General features: G+C 57.4%; 14 protein-coding genes. 6 read left to right on the forward strand and 8 right to left on the reverse strand.

What is annotated here, in order from left to right; all coding sequences use genetic code 11:
- Nucleotides 1–42: 42 nt before the first annotated feature.
- Entirely contained in the window at nt 43–1362 is a 1320-nt protein-coding gene (locus MHZ89_RS11270) for an MFS transporter (protein WP_311783069.1), read from the forward strand.
- Between the two features lie 59 nt (nt 1363–1421).
- Here MHZ89_RS11270 and bla read toward each other — a convergent pair whose 3' ends face one another.
- Nucleotides 1422–2291, reverse strand: coding sequence for a class A beta-lactamase (bla, locus tag MHZ89_RS11275; RefSeq protein ID WP_311783070.1), 870 nt, complete (start codon nt 2289–2291; stop codon nt 1422–1424).
- 180 nt (nt 2292–2471) lie between these two features.
- Here bla and MHZ89_RS11280 point away from each other — a divergent pair, with 180 nt between their 5' ends.
- Nucleotides 2472–2726 (forward strand): type II toxin-antitoxin system Phd/YefM family antitoxin, encoded by a 255-nt coding sequence (locus MHZ89_RS11280; protein WP_311783071.1) that lies wholly within the window; start codon nt 2472–2474, stop codon nt 2724–2726.
- The gene (locus tag MHZ89_RS11285; protein WP_311783072.1) at nt 2723–3151 is read left to right on the forward strand and encodes a type II toxin-antitoxin system VapC family toxin; all 429 of its coding nucleotides are present in this window, start codon (nt 2723–2725) and stop codon (nt 3149–3151) included. Before MHZ89_RS11280 ends, MHZ89_RS11285 begins: the two co-directional genes overlap by 4 nt.
- Before the next feature lies 1 nt (nt 3152).
- On the opposite strand, the gene yacL is transcribed toward MHZ89_RS11285, so the two are convergent.
- The 6 genes from yacL to pdhR form a co-directional block, all read right to left on the reverse strand.
- Nucleotides 3153–3515, reverse strand: a complete 363-nt coding sequence (gene yacL / locus MHZ89_RS11290) for a protein YacL (RefSeq protein ID WP_311783073.1) — start codon at nt 3513–3515, stop codon at nt 3153–3155.
- A gap of 152 nt (nt 3516–3667) precedes the next feature.
- A complete protein-coding gene (acnB, locus tag MHZ89_RS11295; RefSeq protein WP_311783074.1) occupies nt 3668–6265 on the reverse strand; it encodes a bifunctional aconitate hydratase 2/2-methylisocitrate dehydratase in 2598 nt (865 codons plus the stop codon).
- Between the two features lie 435 nt (nt 6266–6700).
- Nucleotides 6701–8125: a dihydrolipoyl dehydrogenase gene (lpdA, locus tag MHZ89_RS11300; protein ID WP_120455910.1), complete on the reverse strand. Its 1425-nt coding sequence runs from the start codon at nt 8123–8125 to the stop codon at nt 6701–6703.
- A 298-nt stretch (nt 8126–8423) separates the two neighbouring features.
- The gene (gene aceF, locus MHZ89_RS11305; protein ID WP_311783075.1) at nt 8424–10319 is read right to left on the reverse strand and encodes a pyruvate dehydrogenase complex dihydrolipoyllysine-residue acetyltransferase; all 1896 of its coding nucleotides are present in this window, start codon (nt 10317–10319) and stop codon (nt 8424–8426) included.
- Nucleotides 10320–10333: 14 nt separating this feature from the next.
- Nucleotides 10334–13000: a pyruvate dehydrogenase (acetyl-transferring), homodimeric type gene (aceE, locus tag MHZ89_RS11310; RefSeq protein ID WP_311783076.1), complete on the reverse strand. Its 2667-nt coding sequence runs from the start codon at nt 12998–13000 to the stop codon at nt 10334–10336.
- Nucleotides 13001–13131: 131 nt separating this feature from the next.
- On the reverse strand, nt 13132–13896 hold the full coding sequence (pdhR, locus tag MHZ89_RS11315; protein ID WP_120455757.1) for a pyruvate dehydrogenase complex transcriptional repressor PdhR: 765 nt from the start codon (nt 13894–13896) through the stop codon (nt 13132–13134).
- Between the two features lie 514 nt (nt 13897–14410).
- Between pdhR and aroP the strand changes: the two genes are divergently transcribed.
- The 3 genes from aroP (at nt 14411) to MHZ89_RS11330 (ending at nt 18309) form a co-directional block, all read left to right on the forward strand.
- On the forward strand, nt 14411–15769 hold the full coding sequence (aroP, locus tag MHZ89_RS11320; protein WP_311783077.1) for an aromatic amino acid transporter AroP: 1359 nt from the start codon (nt 14411–14413) through the stop codon (nt 15767–15769).
- 171 nt (nt 15770–15940) lie between these two features.
- On the forward strand, nt 15941–17353 hold the full coding sequence (locus tag MHZ89_RS11325; protein WP_311783078.1) for an MFS transporter: 1413 nt from the start codon (nt 15941–15943) through the stop codon (nt 17351–17353).
- Nucleotides 17350–18309 carry a family 43 glycosylhydrolase gene (locus MHZ89_RS11330; RefSeq protein WP_311783079.1) on the forward strand — a complete coding sequence of 320 codons (960 nt, stop codon included), beginning with the start codon at nt 17350–17352 and terminating at the stop codon, nt 18307–18309. The genes MHZ89_RS11325 and MHZ89_RS11330 overlap by 4 nt, the downstream gene beginning before the upstream one ends.
- Here the strand turns inward: MHZ89_RS11330 and ampE are convergent.
- On the reverse strand, nt 18291–19145 hold the full coding sequence (gene ampE / locus MHZ89_RS11335; RefSeq protein ID WP_311783080.1) for a beta-lactamase regulator AmpE: 855 nt from the start codon (nt 19143–19145) through the stop codon (nt 18291–18293). The two genes, MHZ89_RS11330 and ampE, sit on opposite strands and share 19 nt — an antisense overlap.
- Nucleotides 19146–19152: the final 7 nt, after the last annotated feature.

Raw genomic sequence — 19152 nt, forward strand, 5'->3', positions numbered from 1 at the left:
GCGCCGCCTTGATCTGCAACCCGATTCGAGTGGAAAACAACAATGAACCCTACGACGCGCTCGACCAGGATCCGCTGGTGGATCGCTGGCCTGATGTGGCTGGCGGTCGCTATTAACTATATTGACCGAACCGTTCTTTCTGCCGCCGCACCGCACCTGATCACCGAACTAGAGATCGATCCAGAAATGATGGGCCTGATTATGGCCGCCTTCTTCTGGTCTTATGCGCTGCTGCAAATTCCTGCGGGCTGGTTCGCCGACCGCTTCGGCCAGAAAAAAGGCCTCGGCATCGCGGTCGGCTGGTGGTCGATCGCCACCATGGCGATGGGACTGGCGACCGGCTTCAAGTCGCTGCTGGCGCTGCGTCTGGCGCTGGGCGTCGGCGAAGCGGCCGCCTACCCCAGCAATGCGGGTATCGCCGCACGCTGGTTCCCGGATCGCGAGCGCGCCACCGTGTCGGGCCTGTTCGACAGCGCCTCGAAGTTCGGCGGCGCAGTGGCGATGCCGCTCATTGTCTGGATGATCGCCATGGTGGACTGGCGCATCACCTTCCTTGCAATCGGCGCGATCGGCCTGTTCTGGGTGATCGCCTGGTATTTTGTTTATGCCGAGAATCCGGAAGATCATAAAAAGATCGATCAAAGTGAAGTTCGCCTGATCCGCGACGGCCAGGCGCAAAATCATGGCGAAAAAGGGGTGCGTCCGATGAGGTGGTACCGACTGCTGCGCTACCGCAATATCTGGGCGATGTGCATCGGCTTTTTTACCATTAACTACACCTCTTACTTTTTTATTACCTGGCTGCCGACCTATCTGGTGAAAGATAAGGGTATGGATTTCCTGAAGATGGGCTTTGTCGCCGCGCTGCCGTTGATCTGCGGCATGCTGATTGAGGTGCTGGCGGGCTGGGCGTCCGATCGTATGGTGCATAAAAAGGTGCTGTCGCTGACCGCCACGCGCAAACTGTTCCTTACCATCGGTCTGCTGATGGCGCTGTGTATCGGCTTCGCGCCCTTTACCGACTCGGTATTTATGACCGTGCTGCTGCTCTGTATCGCCAAGTCAGGCACCACCGTGGCCGCCTCGCAGGTCTGGGCGCTGCCGGGCGACGTCGCGCCGAAGAACAGCGTCTCTATCGTCGCCGGTTTGCAGAATACGGTGTCGAATATGGGCGGCGCGGTCGGCCCCATTATTACTGGCGCGATTGTCGGCGCGACCGGCAACTTTACCTGGGCGCTGGTCTTTTCCGCCGTGCTGGTGGTGATAGGGATCCTCAACTACCTGTTCCTGATGGGCAAGGTTGAGCCTATCGTCGATGAAGAGAAGGCTCATCAGCCTCGGGCTGTCACCAGCGGCGTCTGAGGGTGGCCTGCAAAAAAGGCTCTGACGGTGTTCAGAGCCTTTTCTCGTTTTGCATCAAGCTAGCGCGCCGCGGCGAAAATCGCTTTGCCGATACGGGCGATAGCCGCATTGCTCTGCGCGAGCGTCGCCTCTGTTTGCGTCACATAGATAGCGATAATCAGCGGCTTGCCGTTTTCCGGCCAGACCACGCTGATAATCGACCGCGAGCCATATTCCCCCGCCCCGGTTTTGTCAGCAATTGACCAGCCAGCCGGTAAAACCGAACGTAACAATGTCCCTGCGACCCGATCGTCGCGCATCCATTGCAGCAGCTGTGCGCGTGAAGCGGGCTTCAGCGCCTCTCCCAGCGTCAGCTTTTGCAGCGTCTCACTGACGGCGACCGGCGTCGTGGTATCACGCATATCGCCGGGTATGGCGCTGTTTAGCTCTGGCTCAAAGCGGTCCAGCCGCGTCACCTTGTCGCCAAGATCAGCGAAAAAGCGGGTAACCGCCGCCTGACCGCCTAGCTTTCTCGCAATCAGATTCGCCGCCGTATTATCGCTGTAGGCGATGGCCGCATGGCAGAGCTGCTGCCAGCTCATGTTGGCGGGCGCGACAGATTTTTCAGTCACCGGTGACCAGGTGACCAGCGCAGCGCGGTCGAACTGCGTACGTTCCGAGAGCTTCAGCTTGCCCTTATCCTGCTGGTTAAGCAGCGCACCGCACAGCAGCGCTTTATGCGTACTGTTGAGCGGGAAGCGCTCATCGCCGCGATAGCGCGCGACGCTTCCTGTGGCGGTATCGATTACGGCAATGCCGATACGCGCCTTCAGCGTCTGCTCCTCCTGCTTCGCGACGGCCGCCAGCGCGGCGTCGTTATTTATCGAGGCGTGAGCGGCCACCGCGCTAAGCAGCAGGGAAACAGCGGTAAGTTTTGTCAGAGAAAACATGAGGGTCGTCCTTAATTTTTTGTCCGTTCAGAGCTTGCCCTGTTGCGCGCCGCTACGCAAAGAGTAAAGCGGGAAGTCGTTAGCTGTATCCATTGACGTTATAGTCATGCTGCCTGACAGTTGAAAAAACGCGCAATCCCGCTAAAATGTAGCAACATCACTACATTCAGGAGGCGTGCGATGAAAATTTTTACGCTGTCGAGCAGAGAGTTTAACCAGCAGGTTTCGAACGCGAAAAAAGCAGCAGAGGAAGGTCCGGTCTACATTACCGACCGCGGTAAGCCCGCTCATGTTTTGCTCACGTTTGAGGCGTATAAAAAACTGACCGGTACACGCCGCAATATTCAGGACGCGCTGGCGATGCCGGATGTCGCGACCATCGAATTTGAGCCGGAACGCGGCAATACAGGGTTCAGGGACGTCGATTTCTCATGAGATATTTGCTCGATAACAATGTCATTTCGGAACTGCGTAAGGCGCGCACGCGCGCCATCGATCCCGGCGTTTCGGCATGGACCGAAACCGTTGATGCCGGTGATATGTTTCTCTCGGTGATCACCATTATGGAGATAGAGAAAGGCATCGCGCAGGTGGCGCGCCGCGATCGCGCTCAGGCAGCCCGTTTGCGAGAGTGGTTTGAAATGGCGGTTTTAACAGAGTTCAGCGACCGCATTCTGCCCTTTGACGCTGAAGCGGCGCGCTACTGCGCTCGGCTGCATGTGCCAGATCGGCGTTCAGCGAACGATGCCATCATCGCTGCCATCGCCTGGCAACACGATATGGTGCTGGTAACGCGCAACGTGAAAGACTTTACCGGTATGGGCGCGCAGCTGGTTAATCCCTGGGAATGGGCGCGCTGACTCAGCGTCCCTGTAAAAACTGACGGTAGGCATTTATGACGGCCAGAAAGTCCTCAACGCCGCAGAACGACAGGCTCTCTTCATCGTAGTAATTCATCCCCTCTTCCAGCCCGTCATCCTCTAATGCGAGATGGTTGGCGCGGATCATGACCTCTTCGTCATCCATCCACAGCGTATATTCATGGCCGATGCGCTGCCACTGGCGCTCGCTGCCCTTGATAGCGCGCATGGCGGCTTCTACTTCATCCAGCAGCGCCAGATTTTCTTTGACCTCGTCGTTGAACCAGTGGCCCACCGCCTCGTGATCCATCGACATGCGTACTTTCACCTGCCCGGTGAGATCGCGTAAAAATTCGTATTCCATGGGCTAACCCTTTGGTTAATGACGCGAGTAATCCGCACTAAAATAGAGTGTGCGCATCATCAACGCTAAAGTGAGATCGGGGCGACATTATTGCGGGGAAAAGGCAAAAGAAAAAGGGGCGATTATCGCCCCTTTGTATTTTAGTGAGTCACTCAGACCGCAGTCTGGAAAATCACATTGTCCGCTTTATCGGTGTACTGATTAAGCTGGTCAAAGTTGAGATAGCGGTAGGTGTCGCTGGCGGTTTTATCCACCTGCGCCATAAACTGCTGATACTCATCTGGCGTCGGCAGTTTACCAAGCAGCGAAGAGACCGCAGCCAGTTCAGCCGATGCCAGGTAGACGTTCGCGCCAGTACCAAGACGGTTCGGGAAGTTACGGGTTGAGGTGGAGACCACCGTCGCGCCGTCCTGCACGCGCGCCTGGTTACCCATGCAGAGCGAGCAGCCCGGGATCTCAATACGCGCGCCGCTTTTGCCGAAGACGCTGTAGTAGCCCTCTTCAGTCAGCTGAGCCGCATCCATTTTAGTCGGCGGCGCAACCCACAGACGGGTCGGCAGCTGGCCTTTATGGCTGTCGAGCAGTTTACCTGCCGCACGGAAGTGACCGATGTTGGTCATGCACGAACCGATAAAGACTTCGTCGATCTTCTCGCCCTGTACGTCGGAGAGCAGACGCGCGTCGTCCGGATCGTTCGGCGCGCACAGAATCGGCTCTTTGATATCAGCCAGGTCGATCTCGATTACCGCAGCGTATTCGGCGTCGGCGTCCGCTTCCAGCAGCTGCGGATCCGCCAGCCATTTTTCCATACCCTGAATACGACGCTCCAGCGTGCGGCGATCGCCGTAGCCTTCTGCGATCATCCACTTCAGCAGCACGATGTTGGAGTTGAGGTATTCGATAATCGGCGCTTTATCCAGCTTGATCGTACAGCCCGCCGCCGAGCGCTCAGCCGAGGCATCGGTAAGCTCAAACGCCTGCTCAACTTTCAGATCCGGCAGACCTTCGATTTCCAGGATACGGCCAGAGAAGATGTTCTTTTTGCCTTTCTTCTCAACGGTCAGCAGACCCTGTTTGATCGCGTACAGCGGGATCGCATGCACCAGATCGCGCAGCGTGATGCCCGGCTGCATTTTGCCTTTAAAGCGCACCAGCACCGATTCCGGCATATCGAGCGGCATTACGCCGGTCGCGGCGGCGAAGGCCACCAGGCCAGAACCTGCCGGGAACGAGATGCCGATCGGGAAGCGGGTATGCGAGTCGCCGCCGGTGCCGACGGTGTCAGGCAGCAGCATGCGGTTCAGCCAGGAGTGGATCACGCCGTCGCCCGGGCGCAGCGATACGCCGCCGCGGTTCATAATGAAGTCCGGCAGCGTATGGTGCGTATTGACGTCGACCGGCTTCGGATAGGCGGCGGTGTGGCAGAATGACTGCATCACCAGATCGGCGGAGAAGCCGAGGCACGCCAGATCTTTCAGCTCGTCGCGCGTCATTGGGCCGGTGGTGTCCTGAGAACCTACCGAGGTCATCTTCGGTTCGCAGTAAGCACCTGGACGGACGCCGTCGACGCCGCAGGCACGACCAACCATTTTCTGCGCCAGCGAGTAGCCGCGCGTGCTTTCAGCAACGTCTTTCGCCTGGCGGAACACGTCGCTGTGCGGCAGACCCAGTGATTCACGCGCTTTGCTGGTCAGGCCGCGACCGATAATCAGCGGAATACGGCCGCCCGCGCGCACTTCGTCGATCAGCACGTCGGTTTTCAGCGTAAAGCTGGCAAGCAGCTCGCCGGTTTCGTGGTTGCGTACTTCGCCTTTATAGGGATAGACGTCAATCACGTCGCCCATATTCAGCTCGCCAACGTCCACTTCGATCGGCAGCGCGCCCGCATCTTCCATGGTGTTGAAGAAAATCGGCGCGATTTTGCTGCCCAGCACCAGACCGCCGCCTTTTTTGTTCGGGACGTTCGGGATATCGTCGCCCATGAACCACAGTACGGAGTTGGTCGCTGATTTACGAGAAGAGCCGGTGCCAACGACGTCGCCGACATAAGCCAGCGGATAGCCTTTAGCCTGCAGCGCTTCAATCTGCTTGATCGGGCCGACGTTGCCAGGCTCATCCGGGTTGATGCCTTCACGGGCGTTTTTCAGCATCGCCAGCGCGTGCAGTGGAATATCCGGACGTGACCATGCATCCGGCGCCGGAGAGAGATCGTCGGTATTGGTTTCGCCGGTCACTTTAAACACGGTGACGGTAATTTTTTCTGCCAGCTCAGGGCGTGACAAATACCACTCGGCATCCGCCCAGGATTGCATTACCTGCTGCGCATGGGGATTGCCCGCTTTCGCTTTCTCTTCAACGTCGTAAAAGCTGTCAAACATCAGCAGCGTGTGCGACAGCGCTTTCGCGGCAATCGGTGCCAGCTTCGCGTCATCCAGCGCGTCAATCAGCGGATGGATGTTGTAACCGCCTTGCATGGTGCCCAGCAGTTCAATCGCTTTTTCGGGGGATACCAGAGGAGAGGTCGTTTCGCCTTTAGCCACCGCGGCAAGGAAACCCGCTTTAACGTAGGCGGCTTCATCAACGCCGGGTGGGACACGGTTGACCAACAGATCGGTCAGGAATTCTTCTTCACCCGCTGGCGGGTTTTTCAGCAGTTCAACCAGCGCGGCCATCTGGGAAGCATCTAACGGCTTAGGTACGATCCCCTGGGCTGCACGCTCAGCAACGTGCTTACGGTATTCTACTAGCACGACGTTCTCCTCGCTCACATTGTATGGGTTTCCGGTGCACCCTGGTGACAAAGCATTCCATGAGTAGGGTAAGGTGCCCGGTTCCGCGTGGGGCAGCATAGCAGGGTTTAGGCTGTTTGTTAATCTGTTTACAAAAACACAACATAATTAACAGGGTAAAAAAGTGCGGTTTTTGAGTTTTTGGGCTAGCTGGCGGGGAACGGCGCAGCGTCAGAGGTTGTTTGCAAAATGTGCTTTCCTCAGGCGGCTATCTGGCGAAGCGGCATGGCGGCGTAAAGAAGAGAGGCATAACTTTTACACTGGCTTTTTCAGTAATGATAAACCTCTGGGTTATGAATAAAGGCGTCTGTCACCTCTGATTTACTCATGAATTCACCGCGCATCGGGCGCAAAAAAAAGCTCCCTTGCGGGAGCTTCTTTTATCAGCGGAGAAAATTACTTTTTCTTCGCTTTCGGGTTCGGCAGGTCGGTGATGCTGCCTTCGAAGATCTCTGCCGCCAGGCCAACCGACTCGTGCAGCGTCGGGTGCGCGTGGATAGTCAGCGCGATATCTTCTGCATCGCAACCCATCTCGATCGCCAGACCGATTTCGCCCAGCAGCTCGCCGCCGTTGGTGCCGACAACCGCGCCGCCGATAACGCGATGCGTCTCTTTGTCGAAAATCAGCTTGGTCATGCCGTCTGCGCAGTCAGACGCGATAGCGCGGCCTGAGGCTGCCCACGGGAAGGTAGAGACTTCGTAGCTGATGCCCTTCTCTTTCGCTTCTTTCTCAGTCAGGCCGACCCATGCAACTTCCGGCTCGGTGTAAGCGATAGACGGGATCACTTTCGGATCGAAGTAGTGCTTCATGCCAGCGATAACTTCGGCCGCTACGTGGCCTTCGTGCACGCCTTTATGCGCCAGCATCGGCTGACCGACGATATCGCCGATAGCATAGATGTGCGGAACGTTGGTGCGCATCTGCTTGTCGACGCGGATAAAGCCGCGATCGTCCACTTCCACGCCCGCTTTACCTGCATCCAGACCTTTACCGTTCGGCACACGACCGATCGCTACCAGCACCGCGTCGTAACGCTGCGGTTCGGCCGGCGCTTTCTTGCCTTCCATCGTAACGTAGATGCCGTCTTCTTTTGCTTCAACCGCAGTAACTTTGGTTTCCAGCATCAGGTTGAACTGCTTAGCGATGCGCTTGGTGAACACTTTCACCACATCTTTGTCGGCCGCCGGGATAACCTGGTCGAACATCTCAACCACGTCAATCTGCGAACCCAGCGCATGGTAAACGGTACCCATCTCGAGACCGATAATACCGCCGCCCATAACCAGCATACGCTCCGGCACTTCCTTCAGCTCCAGCGCATCGGTAGAGTCCCATACGCGCGGGTCGTCATGCGGAATAAACGGCAGCGTGATCGGACGAGAACCGGCCGCGATAATAGCGTTGTCGAAGTTGATGGTGGTCGCGCCGCCTTCTCCTTCCACAACCAGAGTATTTGCACCGGTGAATTTGCCCAGGCCGTTAACGACTTTGACTTTACGGCCTTTCGCCATGCCAGCAAGACCGCCGGTCAGCTGGTTAATGACTTTCTCTTTCCAGGTGCGGACTTTGTTGATGTCCGTAGAGGGCTGACCAAACACAATGCCGTGTTCTTCCAGGGCTTTCGCCTCTTCGATCACTTTAGCAACGTGCAGCAGCGCTTTTGACGGGATACAGCCCACGTTCAGACAGACACCGCCCAGGGTGCTGTAACGCTCTACCAGTACGGTTTCCAGACCTAAATCAGCGCAACGGAAGGCTGCAGAGTAACCTGCAGGACCAGCCCCAAGTACCACGACCTGGGTTTTAATCTCTGTACTCATCATGACCTCTTAGTTGTGATCCGGCGGGTCAGACGTAGAGCGTTTTTCATCAGGCTGGGAGGCCACTTGCATCCGGGCAGTGCGCGACGCCTTGCGTATCTTAAGTACGCTGCGGGTTCTGCGCGCTGGGCGTCAACAACTGACTGCGCCAGGTACGCCTGACGAAACAGGCTCACGATGTCCTTTGCTCCACCGGGACATTTTTCACCGCAAGAGTTTACAGAATTGTTAACAAACTGCAAACCGCGATGCCACGAATCTTTACAACAAGGCCGGCGATTGCCGGCCTTGATTGTACTTACATCACCAGACGGCGGATGTCGGACAACATATTGCCGATGATGGTGATGAAACGCGCACCATCAGCGCCGTCAATCACGCGGTGATCGAAGGAAAGCGAGATCGGCATCATCAGACGCGGCACAAACTCTTTACCGTTCCAGACCGGCTCCATCGCCGATTTAGACACGCCGAGGATAGCCACTTCCGGCGCGTTGACGATCGGCGCGAAGTGCGTGGTGCCAAGACCGCCAAGGCTGGAGATGGTGAAGCATCCGCCCTGCATGTCGCTCGCGGTCAGCTTGCCGTCGCGCGCTTTCTTCGAGGTCGCCATCAGCTCGCGAGAGAGCTCGGTGATGCCTTTCTTGTTCACGTCTTTAAAGACCGGAACCACCAGGCCGTTCGGCGTATCGACCGCCACACCGATGTTGATGTACTTTTTCAGCGTCAGGCGCTGCGCGTCTTCAGAGAGCGAGCTGTTGAAGCGCGGCATCTGTTCCAGCGCGGCAGCGACCGCTTTCATGATAAACACCACCGGGGTGTATTTCACATCCAGCTTACGCTTCTCGGCTTCCGCGTTCTGCTGTTTACGGAACGCTTCCAGATCGGTGATATCAGTTTTATCGAAGTGCGTAACGTGCGGAATAACCACCCAGTTACGGCTCAGGTTAGCGCCAGAGATTTTCTGGATGCGGCCCAGTTCCACTTCTTCAACTTCGCCGAACTTGCTGAAGTCAACTTTCGGCCACGGCAGCAGGCCTGGCAGGCTTCCGCCGCTGGCAGCGGCAGCCGGAGCGGCCTCAGCGCGTTTCACCGCGTCTTTCACGTAGCTCTGAACGTCTTCTTTCAGGATGCGGCCTTTACGACCGGTGCCTTTCACCTTCGCCAGGTTCACGCCAAATTCGCGCGCCAGACGACGGATAACCGGGGTCGCATGCACGTAGGCGTCGTTTTCGGCGAAGTCGCTTTTCGCGTCTGCTTTAGGCGCGGCCGGTGCGGCAGGCGCAGCGGCTTTCGCCGGAGCCTGTGCGGGCGCAGCTTCCTGCTTCGGCGCTTCGGCTTTCGCCGCGCCTTCCACTTCGAAGATCATGATCAGTGAGCCGGTGCTCACTTTATCGCCGGTTGAGACTTTCAGCTCTTTGACGGTGCCGGCGAACGGCGCAGGCACTTCCATTGAGGCCTTGTCGCCTTCAACAACAATCAGCGACTGCTCAGCTTCCACTTTATCGCCGACCTTCACCAGCACTTCGGTGACTTCCACTTCGTCGCCGCCGATATCCGGCACCTTGACCTCTTTCGCGCCAGCGGTAGCCGCAGGTGCGGAGGTCGCCGCTTCTTTCACTTCCGGCTTCGCCGCCGCTGCCGGCGCCGCGCCTTCTGCTTCGAAGACCATGATCAGCGAGCCGGTGCTGACTTTCGCGCCGGTTTCGATTTTGATCTCTTTCACGGTACCCGCGAACGGCGCAGGCACTTCCATCGAGGCTTTATCGCCTTCAACGACAATCAGCGACTGTTCGGCTTCAACTTTGTCGCCGACTTTCACCAGGATCTCGGTGACTTCCACTTCGTCGCCGCCGATATCGGGCACATTGACATCTTTTGCTGCGGTGGAGGCGGCAGCCGGCGCCGGAGCGGCTTCGGCTTTCTTCTCTTCCGCCGCTGGCGCCGCGTCTGCCGCCGCGCCTTCTGCATCAAAAATCATAATCAGCGAGCCGGTTTCGACTTTGTCGCCGGTCGCGATTTTGATCTCTTTCACTACGCCCGCCTGCGGCGAGGGAACTTCCATAGAGGCTTTGTCGCCTTCTACGGTGATCAGCGACTGCTCGGCTTCCACCTTGTCGCCAACCTTCACCAGGATCTCGGTGACTTCAACTTCATCAGACCCGATATCCGGTACCTTAATTTCAGTAGCCATTACTCTCTTACCTCTTAAGCCAGACGCGGGTTAACTTTATCGGCATCGATGTCGAACTTAGCGATCGCGTCCGCCACCACTTTCTTGTCGATTTCGCCACGTTTAGCCAGCTCGCCCAGCGCAGCTACCACCACGTAGGAGGCGTCCACTTCAAAGTGGTGACGCAGGTTTTCGCGGCTGTCAGAACGGCCAAAGCCGTCGGTGCCCAGCACGCGGTAATCGCTGGCCGGAATGTAGCTGCGAACCTGTTCAGCGAACAGCTTCATGTAATCGGTCGATGCCACCGCCGGCGCGTCGTTCATCACCTGAGCGATGTAAGGCACGCGTGCTTCCTCGGTCGGATGCAGCATGTTCCAGCGTTCGCAGTCCTGGCCGTCGCGCGCCAGTTCGGTAAACGAGGTCACGCTGTAGACGTCGGAACCGATGCCGTACTCTTTCGCCAGGATCTGCGCCGCGTCACGCACGTGACGCAGGATAGAGCCTGAACCCAGCAGCTGCACTTTGCCTTTGCTGCCTTCCACGGTTTCCAGCTTGTAGATACCCTTACGGATACCCTCTTCGGCGCCTTCCGGCATCGCTGGCATGTGGTAGTTTTCGTTCAGCGTGGTGATGTAATAGTAAACGTTCTCCTGCGCTTCGCCGTACATACGTACCAGGCCGTCATGCATGATGACCGCTACTTCGTACGCATACGCCGGATCGTAAGAGATACAGTTCGGGATAGTCAGCGCCTGAATGTGGCTGTGACCATCTTCGTGCTGCAGACCTTCGCCGTTCAGCGTGGTACGACCGGAGGTGCCGCCGATCAGGAAGCCGCGCGCCTGCTGGTCGCCCGCCAGCCACATCAGATCGCCGATACGCTGGAAACCGAACATGGAGTAGTAGATATAGAACGGGATCATCGGCAGGTTGTTAGTGCTGTAAGAGGTCGCCGCTGCCAGCCAGGATGAACCTGCGCCCAGCTCGTTGATCCCTTCCTGCAGAATCTGGCCTTTCTCATCTTCTTTGTAGTAAGCAACCTGCTCGCGGTCCTGCGGCGTGTACTGCTGGCCGTTCGGGCTGTAGATACCAATCTGACGGAACAGACCTTCCATACCGAAGGTACGGGCCTCGTCCGCCAGGATCGGCACCAGACGATCTTTGATCGACTTGTTCTTCAGCATCACGTTCAGGGCGCGCACGAAGGCGATGGTGGTTGAGATCTCTTTGCTCTGCTCTTCCAGCAGCGCCTTGAACTCTTCCAGCTTCGGCATGTCCAGTTTTTCAGTGAACTCCGCCTGACGGGACGGCAGGTAGCCACCCAGCTTCTCGCGCTGGCCATGCAGGTAGTTGTACTCTTCGGAACCTTTCTCAAAGGTCACGTACGGCAGCTCTTCGATCTTGTCGTCGGCAACCGGCACGTTGAAGCGATCGCGGATGTAGCGAACGCCATCCATGTTCATCTTCTTGACCTGGTGCGCGATGTTTTTACCTTCAGCGGTGTCGCCCATACCATAGCCTTTGATGGTATGCGCCAGAATCAGCGTCGGTTGACCTTTGGTCTCCTGCGCTTTCTTCAGTGCCGCGTAGATTTTCTTCGGATCGTGGCCACCGCGGTTCAGGGCGAAGATCTCTTCGTCTGACCAGTCTTTAACCAGCGCCGCCGTCTCCGGGTATTTACCGAAGAAGTGTTCGCGCACGTAGGCGCCGTCACGGGATTTAAAGGTCTGATAGTCGCCGTCAACGGTTTCGTTCATCAGCTGGATCAGTTTACCGCTGGTGTCTTTCTGCAGCAGCTCATCCCAGCGGCCGCCCCAGATGACTTTGATCACGTTCCAGCCGGCGCCTGCAAAGATGCCTTCCAGTTCGTTAATGATCTTGCCGTTGCCGGTAACCGGGCCGTCCAGACGCTGCAGGTTACAGTTGATGATGAACACCAGGTTGTCCAGCTTCTCGCGGGTCGCGATGGTGATCGCGCCTTTAGATTCCGGCTCGTCCATCTCGCCGTCACCGAGGAAGGCGTAAACGGTCTGGTTAGAGGTATCTTTCAGGCCGCGGTGTTCCAGATACTTCAGGAACTTCGCCTGATAAATGGCATTCAACGGCCCCAGGCCCATAGACACGGTCGGGAACTGCCAGAAGTCCGGCATCAGTTTCGGGTGCGGGTAAGATGACAGACCGTTGCCGTGCACTTCCTGACGGAAGTTATTCATCTGCTCTTCGGTCAGACGGCCTTCAAGGAACGCGCGCGAGTAGATACCCGGCGAGATATGGCCCTGGAAGTAAACCAGATCGCCGCCGTCCTTGTCGTTGCGCGCGCGGAAGAAGTGGTTAAAGCACACTTCATAAATGGTCGCAGAAGACTGGAATGATGAGAGGTGGCCGCCCAGCTCCAGATCTTTCTTCGAGGCGCGCAGCACCGCTACGATGGCGTTCCAGCGAATTGCGGAACGGATACGACGCTCCAGAGACGTGTTACCCGGATACTCCGGCTCGTCTTCAACGGCAATAGAGTTGATATAGTTGCTGACGGCGTTACCGCCTGCCGCCACTTTTACGCCGCCTTTGCGGGCTGCACTCAGCACCTGATCGATCAGATACTGCGCACGCTCAACACCTTCTTCACGGATGACCGATTCGATCGCCTGTAGCCAGTCACGAGTTTCGATCGGATCCACGTCATTCTGTAAACGTTCTGACATGGGGGGTATTCCTTATCTGTGTCTAATACGTTGAATTGTCTGGAGCCTGTCTCCATGTGTTCTGCTTGCTTTGTTTGCCAGAGCACAAGGAGACAGGCCCGTCGTTGATGTCGCGCGTTCTTTGTCGCGCGTTATTCCTTACGTTGCTGTAAACGACGCAGGGAGCGTTCACGACGAGTCTGCTCCCGACTTCTGTCCAGCAAGATTTCCTCTATGAACGCCAGGTGACGATGCGAAGCCTCGCGTGCCTGTTCTGGCTCGCGAGCCACAATCGCCTCGAAAATACTGGCGCGGTGACCGCTCACTTTCGCCAGCATTTCCCGGCGCGAGTAGAGCAATTCAAAATTCTGTCGAACGTTTTGTTCCAGCATAGGGCCCATCGACCGCAGCAAATGCAAAAGCACCACATTATGGGCGGCTTCTGTGACAGCGATCTGATACTGCATCACCGCATCCGCTTCCGCGTCGAGGTCGCCGCTCTCCTGAGCCTGCTGAATCTGTACGTGGCAGTGACGGATACGCTCGATATCCTCTTCGGTGCCGCGCAGCGCCGCATAGTAGGCGGCGATCCCTTCCAGCGCATGGCGCGTTTCCAGTAAATCGAACTGAGATTCTGGATGTTTAGTGATCAGGCTGACGAGCGGATCGCTCAGGCTTTGCCAGAGATTCTGCTGGACGAAGGTGCCGCCGCCCTGACGGCGCAGCAGCAGACCTTTCGCTTCCAGACGCTGTATGGCTTCGCGAAGGGATGGACGTGAGACATCGAATTGTTTGGCGAGTTCGCGCTCGGGCAGCAGCTTCTCGCCAGGACGCAGCGTCCCTTCCATAATCAGAGATTCCAGCTGCTGCTCAATGGCATCAGAGAGCTTGGGTTGGCGAATCTTACTGTAAGCCATCTTCCCTTCTTATCAAGCCGTCGTCCGGAGTAAATTGGTAATACCAATTCCAAAAAGTTGGCCGTAAAGTAACAAAGTATTCACCTTGTGTCTATATGACGCCAGTCACAATCCTTGTCAGTCAACGGGCTACGCAGGGTTAAGTTGCCGTCAGAAAACCAGAAACGGCATCACGCGAAAAAAGTGAGACGCAGTGATTTTTACCAAACCTTACACAGCGTTAACGACAATCTTCCACCGCGCCATAAGACAACCTTATTCGCCTTTAACGCGCATTCGTGGCAGAACAGGCGCAGGCGGCAATGTGATGGCGACGAGGATTTTCAGTTAACTCTCAGCACGAAAAGAGAAAGCAGGTGCAAAGCGCACCGCATATCACTATTCTTGTCGCCAGGGTAGCATCCGCTTACAGAGAAGGCGCCTGATACCGTAAAGAAAACAGTACGTTATTGTAACCACTTCCTGACAGCCATCGCGCGCTGCAAAAGAAGAATTAAAACAACACGAGGTTTGTATGGAACAACAGCACAGCGATACGCTGAAGCGCGGGCTAAAGAACCGTCATATTCAGCTGATCGCGCTGGGCGGGGCGGTGGGCACCGGCCTGTTTCTGGGCAGCGCATCGGTCATTCAGGCTGCCGGCCCCGGCGTTATTCTGGGCTACGCCATTGCCGGTTTTATCGCCTTTCTGATTATGCGCCAGCTGGGAGAGATGGTGGTCGAGGAGCCGGTTGCCGGCAGCTTCAGCCACTTCGCCTACAAATACTGGGGCAACTTCGCCGGCTTCGCGTCAGGCTGGAACTACTGGGTGCTCTATGTGCTGGTAGCCATGGCCGAGCTGACCGCCGTCGGCAAATATATTCAGTTCTGGTGGCCGGATGTGCCGACCTGGATTACCGCCGCGGTATTCTTTGTGCTGATCAACGCCATTAACCTGACCAATGTAAAAGTCTACGGCGAAATGGAGTTCTGGTTCTCTATCATAAAAGTGGTCGCGGTTATCGGCATGATCCTCTTTGGCGGCTGGCTGCTGTTCAGCGGCACAGGCGGCCCGCAGGCCAGCGTCAGTAACCTCTGGGCGCAGGGCGGTTTTCTGCCACACGGCTTCAGTGGCCTGGTGATGATGATGGCGATAATTATGTTCTCCTTCGGCGGCCTGGAGCTGGTGGGTATTACCGCCGCGGAAGCTGATAATCCGGAGCAGAGCATTCCTAAAGCCACCAATCAGGTTATCTACCGCATCCTGATCTTCTATATCGGTTCGCTGGCGGTGCTGCTGTCACTGATGCCCTGGACGCGCGTGACCGCAGACACCAGTCCTTTTGTACTGATTTTCCACGATCTGGGCGACGCGCTGGTGGCGAACGCGCTGAACGTAGTGATCCTGACCGCGGCGCTGTCGGTCTATAACAGCTGCGTCTACTGCAACAGCCGCATGCTGTTCGGTCTGGCGCAACAGGGCAACGCGCCGAAAGCGCTGCTGAAGGTAGACCGCCGCGGCGTGCCGGTGGCCACGATTCTGGTCTCTGCCGTGGCGACCGCACTCTGCGTGCTAATCAACTACCTGATGCCGGGCGAAGCCTTTGGCCTGCTGATGTCGCTGGTGGTCTCCGCGCTGGTGATCAACTGGGCAATGATTAGCATGGCGCATCTGAAGTTCCGCCGTAAGAAAGATCAGCAGGGCGTCACCACGCGCTTTAAAGCCCTGCTCTATCCCTTCGGCAACTGGCTCTGCCTGGCGTTTATGGCGGCTATCCTGGTGATTATGCTGATGACTCCCGGCATGGCGATCTCCGTCTGGCTGATCCCGGTCTGGCTGGTCATCCTCGCCGTTGGTTACGCCGTTAAAAACAGGACGCAGCAGCGCGCCTGATGTATCTTCATCCCGCCGATTCAGGTCGGCGGGCTATTTTCCCTCTCGATCCAGCTCACATTTTTCCCGCCGCGCCTGTTTTGTCCATCTTACTGACTATTTGCTCCCAGCCATCCTGCTGATTCAGCAACGATACTTCTCTGCTCATACCAAATGCGCAGGATAATAACCATGAAGGATTCCGCCCTCTCTTTTCGCGAAAAGTTGGGTTACGGCATGGGCGATGCGGGCTGCAATATGATTGGCGGCGCCATCATGCTGTTTCTTAATTACTTCTATACCGATGTCTTTGGCCTGGCGCCTGCGCTGGTGGGTACGCTGTTGCTCTCGGTGCGCGTGCTTGATGCCGTTACCGACCCGATTATGGGCGCTATCGCCGATCGTACCCAGAGCCGCTGGGGCCGTTTTCGCCCCTGGCTGCTGTGGGTCTCAGTGCCCTACGTGCTGTTCAGCGTGCTAATGTTCACCACGCCGGACTGGAGCTACGAAAACAAAGTCATCTGGGCCTTCGTTACTTACTTTTTCATGTCTCTGACCTACACCGCCATCAATATCCCCTACTGCTCGCTGGGCGGCGTTATCACCAACGATCCCGGTGAACGCGTCTCCTGCCAGTCTTACCGCTTTGTTATGGTTGGCATCGCGACGCTGATCCTCTCGCTGTCGCTGTTGCCCATGGCGGAGTGGTTCGGCGGCGATGACAAGGCGCGCGGCTATCAGCTGGCGATGAGCGTCCTGGCGCTGATTGGGCTGGGGATGTTTCTGTTCTGCTTCGCCACGGTGCGCGAGCGTATTCGCCCGGCGGTGCCGACCCATGACGATTTGAAAAACGATCTGCGCGACGTCTGGAAAAACGACCAGTGGGTGCGCATCCTGCTGCTTACCTTTTGCAACGTCTGCCCCGGCTTTATCCGTATGGCCGCCACCATGTACTACGTTACCTGGGTAATGGGCCAGTCAACTCACTTCGCTACGCTGTTTATCAGCCTCGGCGTGGTGGGCATGATGTTCGGCAGCACGCTGGCGAAGCTGCTTACTGACCGCTGGTGTAAGCTGAAAGTCTTTTTCTGGACCAATATCGCGCTGGCGTTCTTCTCCTGCGGCTTTTACTGGATCGATCCGCACGCCACCGTCGCGATAGTTATCGCCTACTTCCTGCTGAACGTGCTGCATCAAATCCCGTCGCCGCTGCACTGGTCGCTGATGGCTGACGTCGATGATTACGGCGAGTGGAAAACCGGCAAGCGCATCACCGGCATCAGCTTCTCCGGCAACCTGTTTTTCCTTAAGGTCGGGCTGGCGGTGGCGGGCGCGATGGTCGGCTTTCTTCTCTCGATTTACGGCTACGACGCAGGCGCGAAACAGCAGTCTTCGCAGGCGGTAAACGGCATTATGCTGCTGTTCACCGCTATCCCCGGCGTGGGCTATCTGATTACCGCAGGCGTTGTCCGCCTGCTGAAGGTGGACCGCGCGCTCATGCGCACTATCCAGGACGATCTTGCGCTGCGTCGCGCTAACTTCCGTGAACTACATGAGCTGCGTCAGCGCGACGGCGCCGTCACCCAACCAGGAGAAGTGAAATGACCCTACAGTGGCCGAATCCCTTTATTGAACAGCGGGCCGACCCTTTTATCCTGCGCCATGAGCAGCACTACTACTTTATCGCCTCTGTGCCCGCCTATGATCGGCTGGAACTGCGTCGCGCCAGCACGCTGCTGGGATTGCGCGACGCCGAACCGGTAGTGGTCTGGCGCAAGCCGGAAAGCGGTCCATGCAGCGAGCTAATCTGGGCGCCGGAGCTGCACCGCATCGACGACCAGTGGGTGATCTATTTCGCCGCCGCGCCGACGCGCGATATTAAAGAGGGCCTGTTTCAGCACCGCATGTATGCGCTGGTGAGCGACGACGCCGATCCGCTGAGCGGACGCTGGCAGGCGCCGCGTCGGGTCTTTAGCCAGTTCGACACCTTTGCGCTGGACGCCACGCACTTCGTGCATCAGGGCAAAAACTGGTATCTGTGGGCGCAGAAGGATCCGGCGATTCCCGGCAACTCTAACCTCTATCTGGCGGAGCTGCTTAATCCCTGGACGCTGACAGGCGCGCCAACGATGCTGAGCCGACCTGAATATGAGTGGGAGTGCGCGGGATTCAGCGTGAATGAGGGGCCGGCGGTGATTAAGCATGGCGACCGGCTCTTCGTCACCTACTCCGCGAGCGCGACGGATGAAAACTACTGCATGGGGCTACTGTCGATCGACAGCGAGCAGGATTTGCTTAACCCCGCCAACTGGCATAAGTCAGCGCGGCCGGTTTTCACCTCAAACTGGGATAACCATCAGTATGGACCGGGCCATAACTGTTTCACTCAGGATGAGAACGGCGAGGATGTGCTGGTCTATCACGCACGCAACTATACGGAAATCGAAGGGGATCCGCTGTGGGACCCCAATCGTCATACGCGGCTGAAGAATTTTCACTGGCGCGACGACGGCACACCCGACTTCGGCGTGCCGCCTGCGGATCAGACCAGCGTGCCGTAGATGGTCAGCAACGCCACCACGACCACCAGCACCAGCGAAATGCGTTTCGCCAGGGCAACAGCGATGCGTGGCGTTTCGACTTTATCCATGTGCGGATCGCGCTCCAGCGAAAACTGCGCCAGGCTGGTCAGCACCTGATATTGCGAACGGTGGAAATCGGTCAGCGTGGCGAACCAGGCGGGCAACGCCTTCTCGCCGTGTCCCAGCAGCGCATAGGTGACGCCAGCCAGCCGCGCCGGGATCCAGTCGATAACGTGCAGCAGGCCATCAATGCCTGACTGCGCGCGCTCAAGGGGCGACTTATGCTTCGCCAGCCAGCTCTGCCATGCGCGCAGGAAAGCGTATCCGACCAGCAGCACCGGCCCATAGGGGCCGCCCGCCACAAACCAGAACATCGGCGCCAGATAGAAGCGGAAATTAATCCAGATCAGCGCGTTTTGCAGCTCGCGCAGAAACTCACGCTCGCTGCACTCCACCGGCACGCCGTGGATCATCGTCAGTTCGGCGGCCATCGTCTGATGGGCCGCCACATCGTCGTGGCTCGCCGCCTTCAGATAGGCGTGATAGTGCAGGCGTGCCGAGCCAGCGCCGATGCAGAGCAGGCCGATCAGGATCCAGAAAAGCAGTTGCGCGACGCCGAACAGCAGCCCTTTTACACACCAGATCGCCAGCGCCGTTAACGCCATCGCCAGCAGCGTCATACCCAGCGTACGCAGCAGCGAAAAATGACGGCGACGGCGGAAGAGAGGCTCCAGCCGATGGTCGAGCTGCCAGTGCTCGCCCAGCTTAAACAGGCGTTCCCAACCTAAAACCAGTAACAAGGAAAACAACGTCATACCCACT

Source organism: Pantoea sp. ACRSB, assembly GCF_022346905.1.
GTDB classification, from domain to species: domain Bacteria; phylum Pseudomonadota; class Gammaproteobacteria; order Enterobacterales; family Enterobacteriaceae; genus Pantoea; species Pantoea piersonii.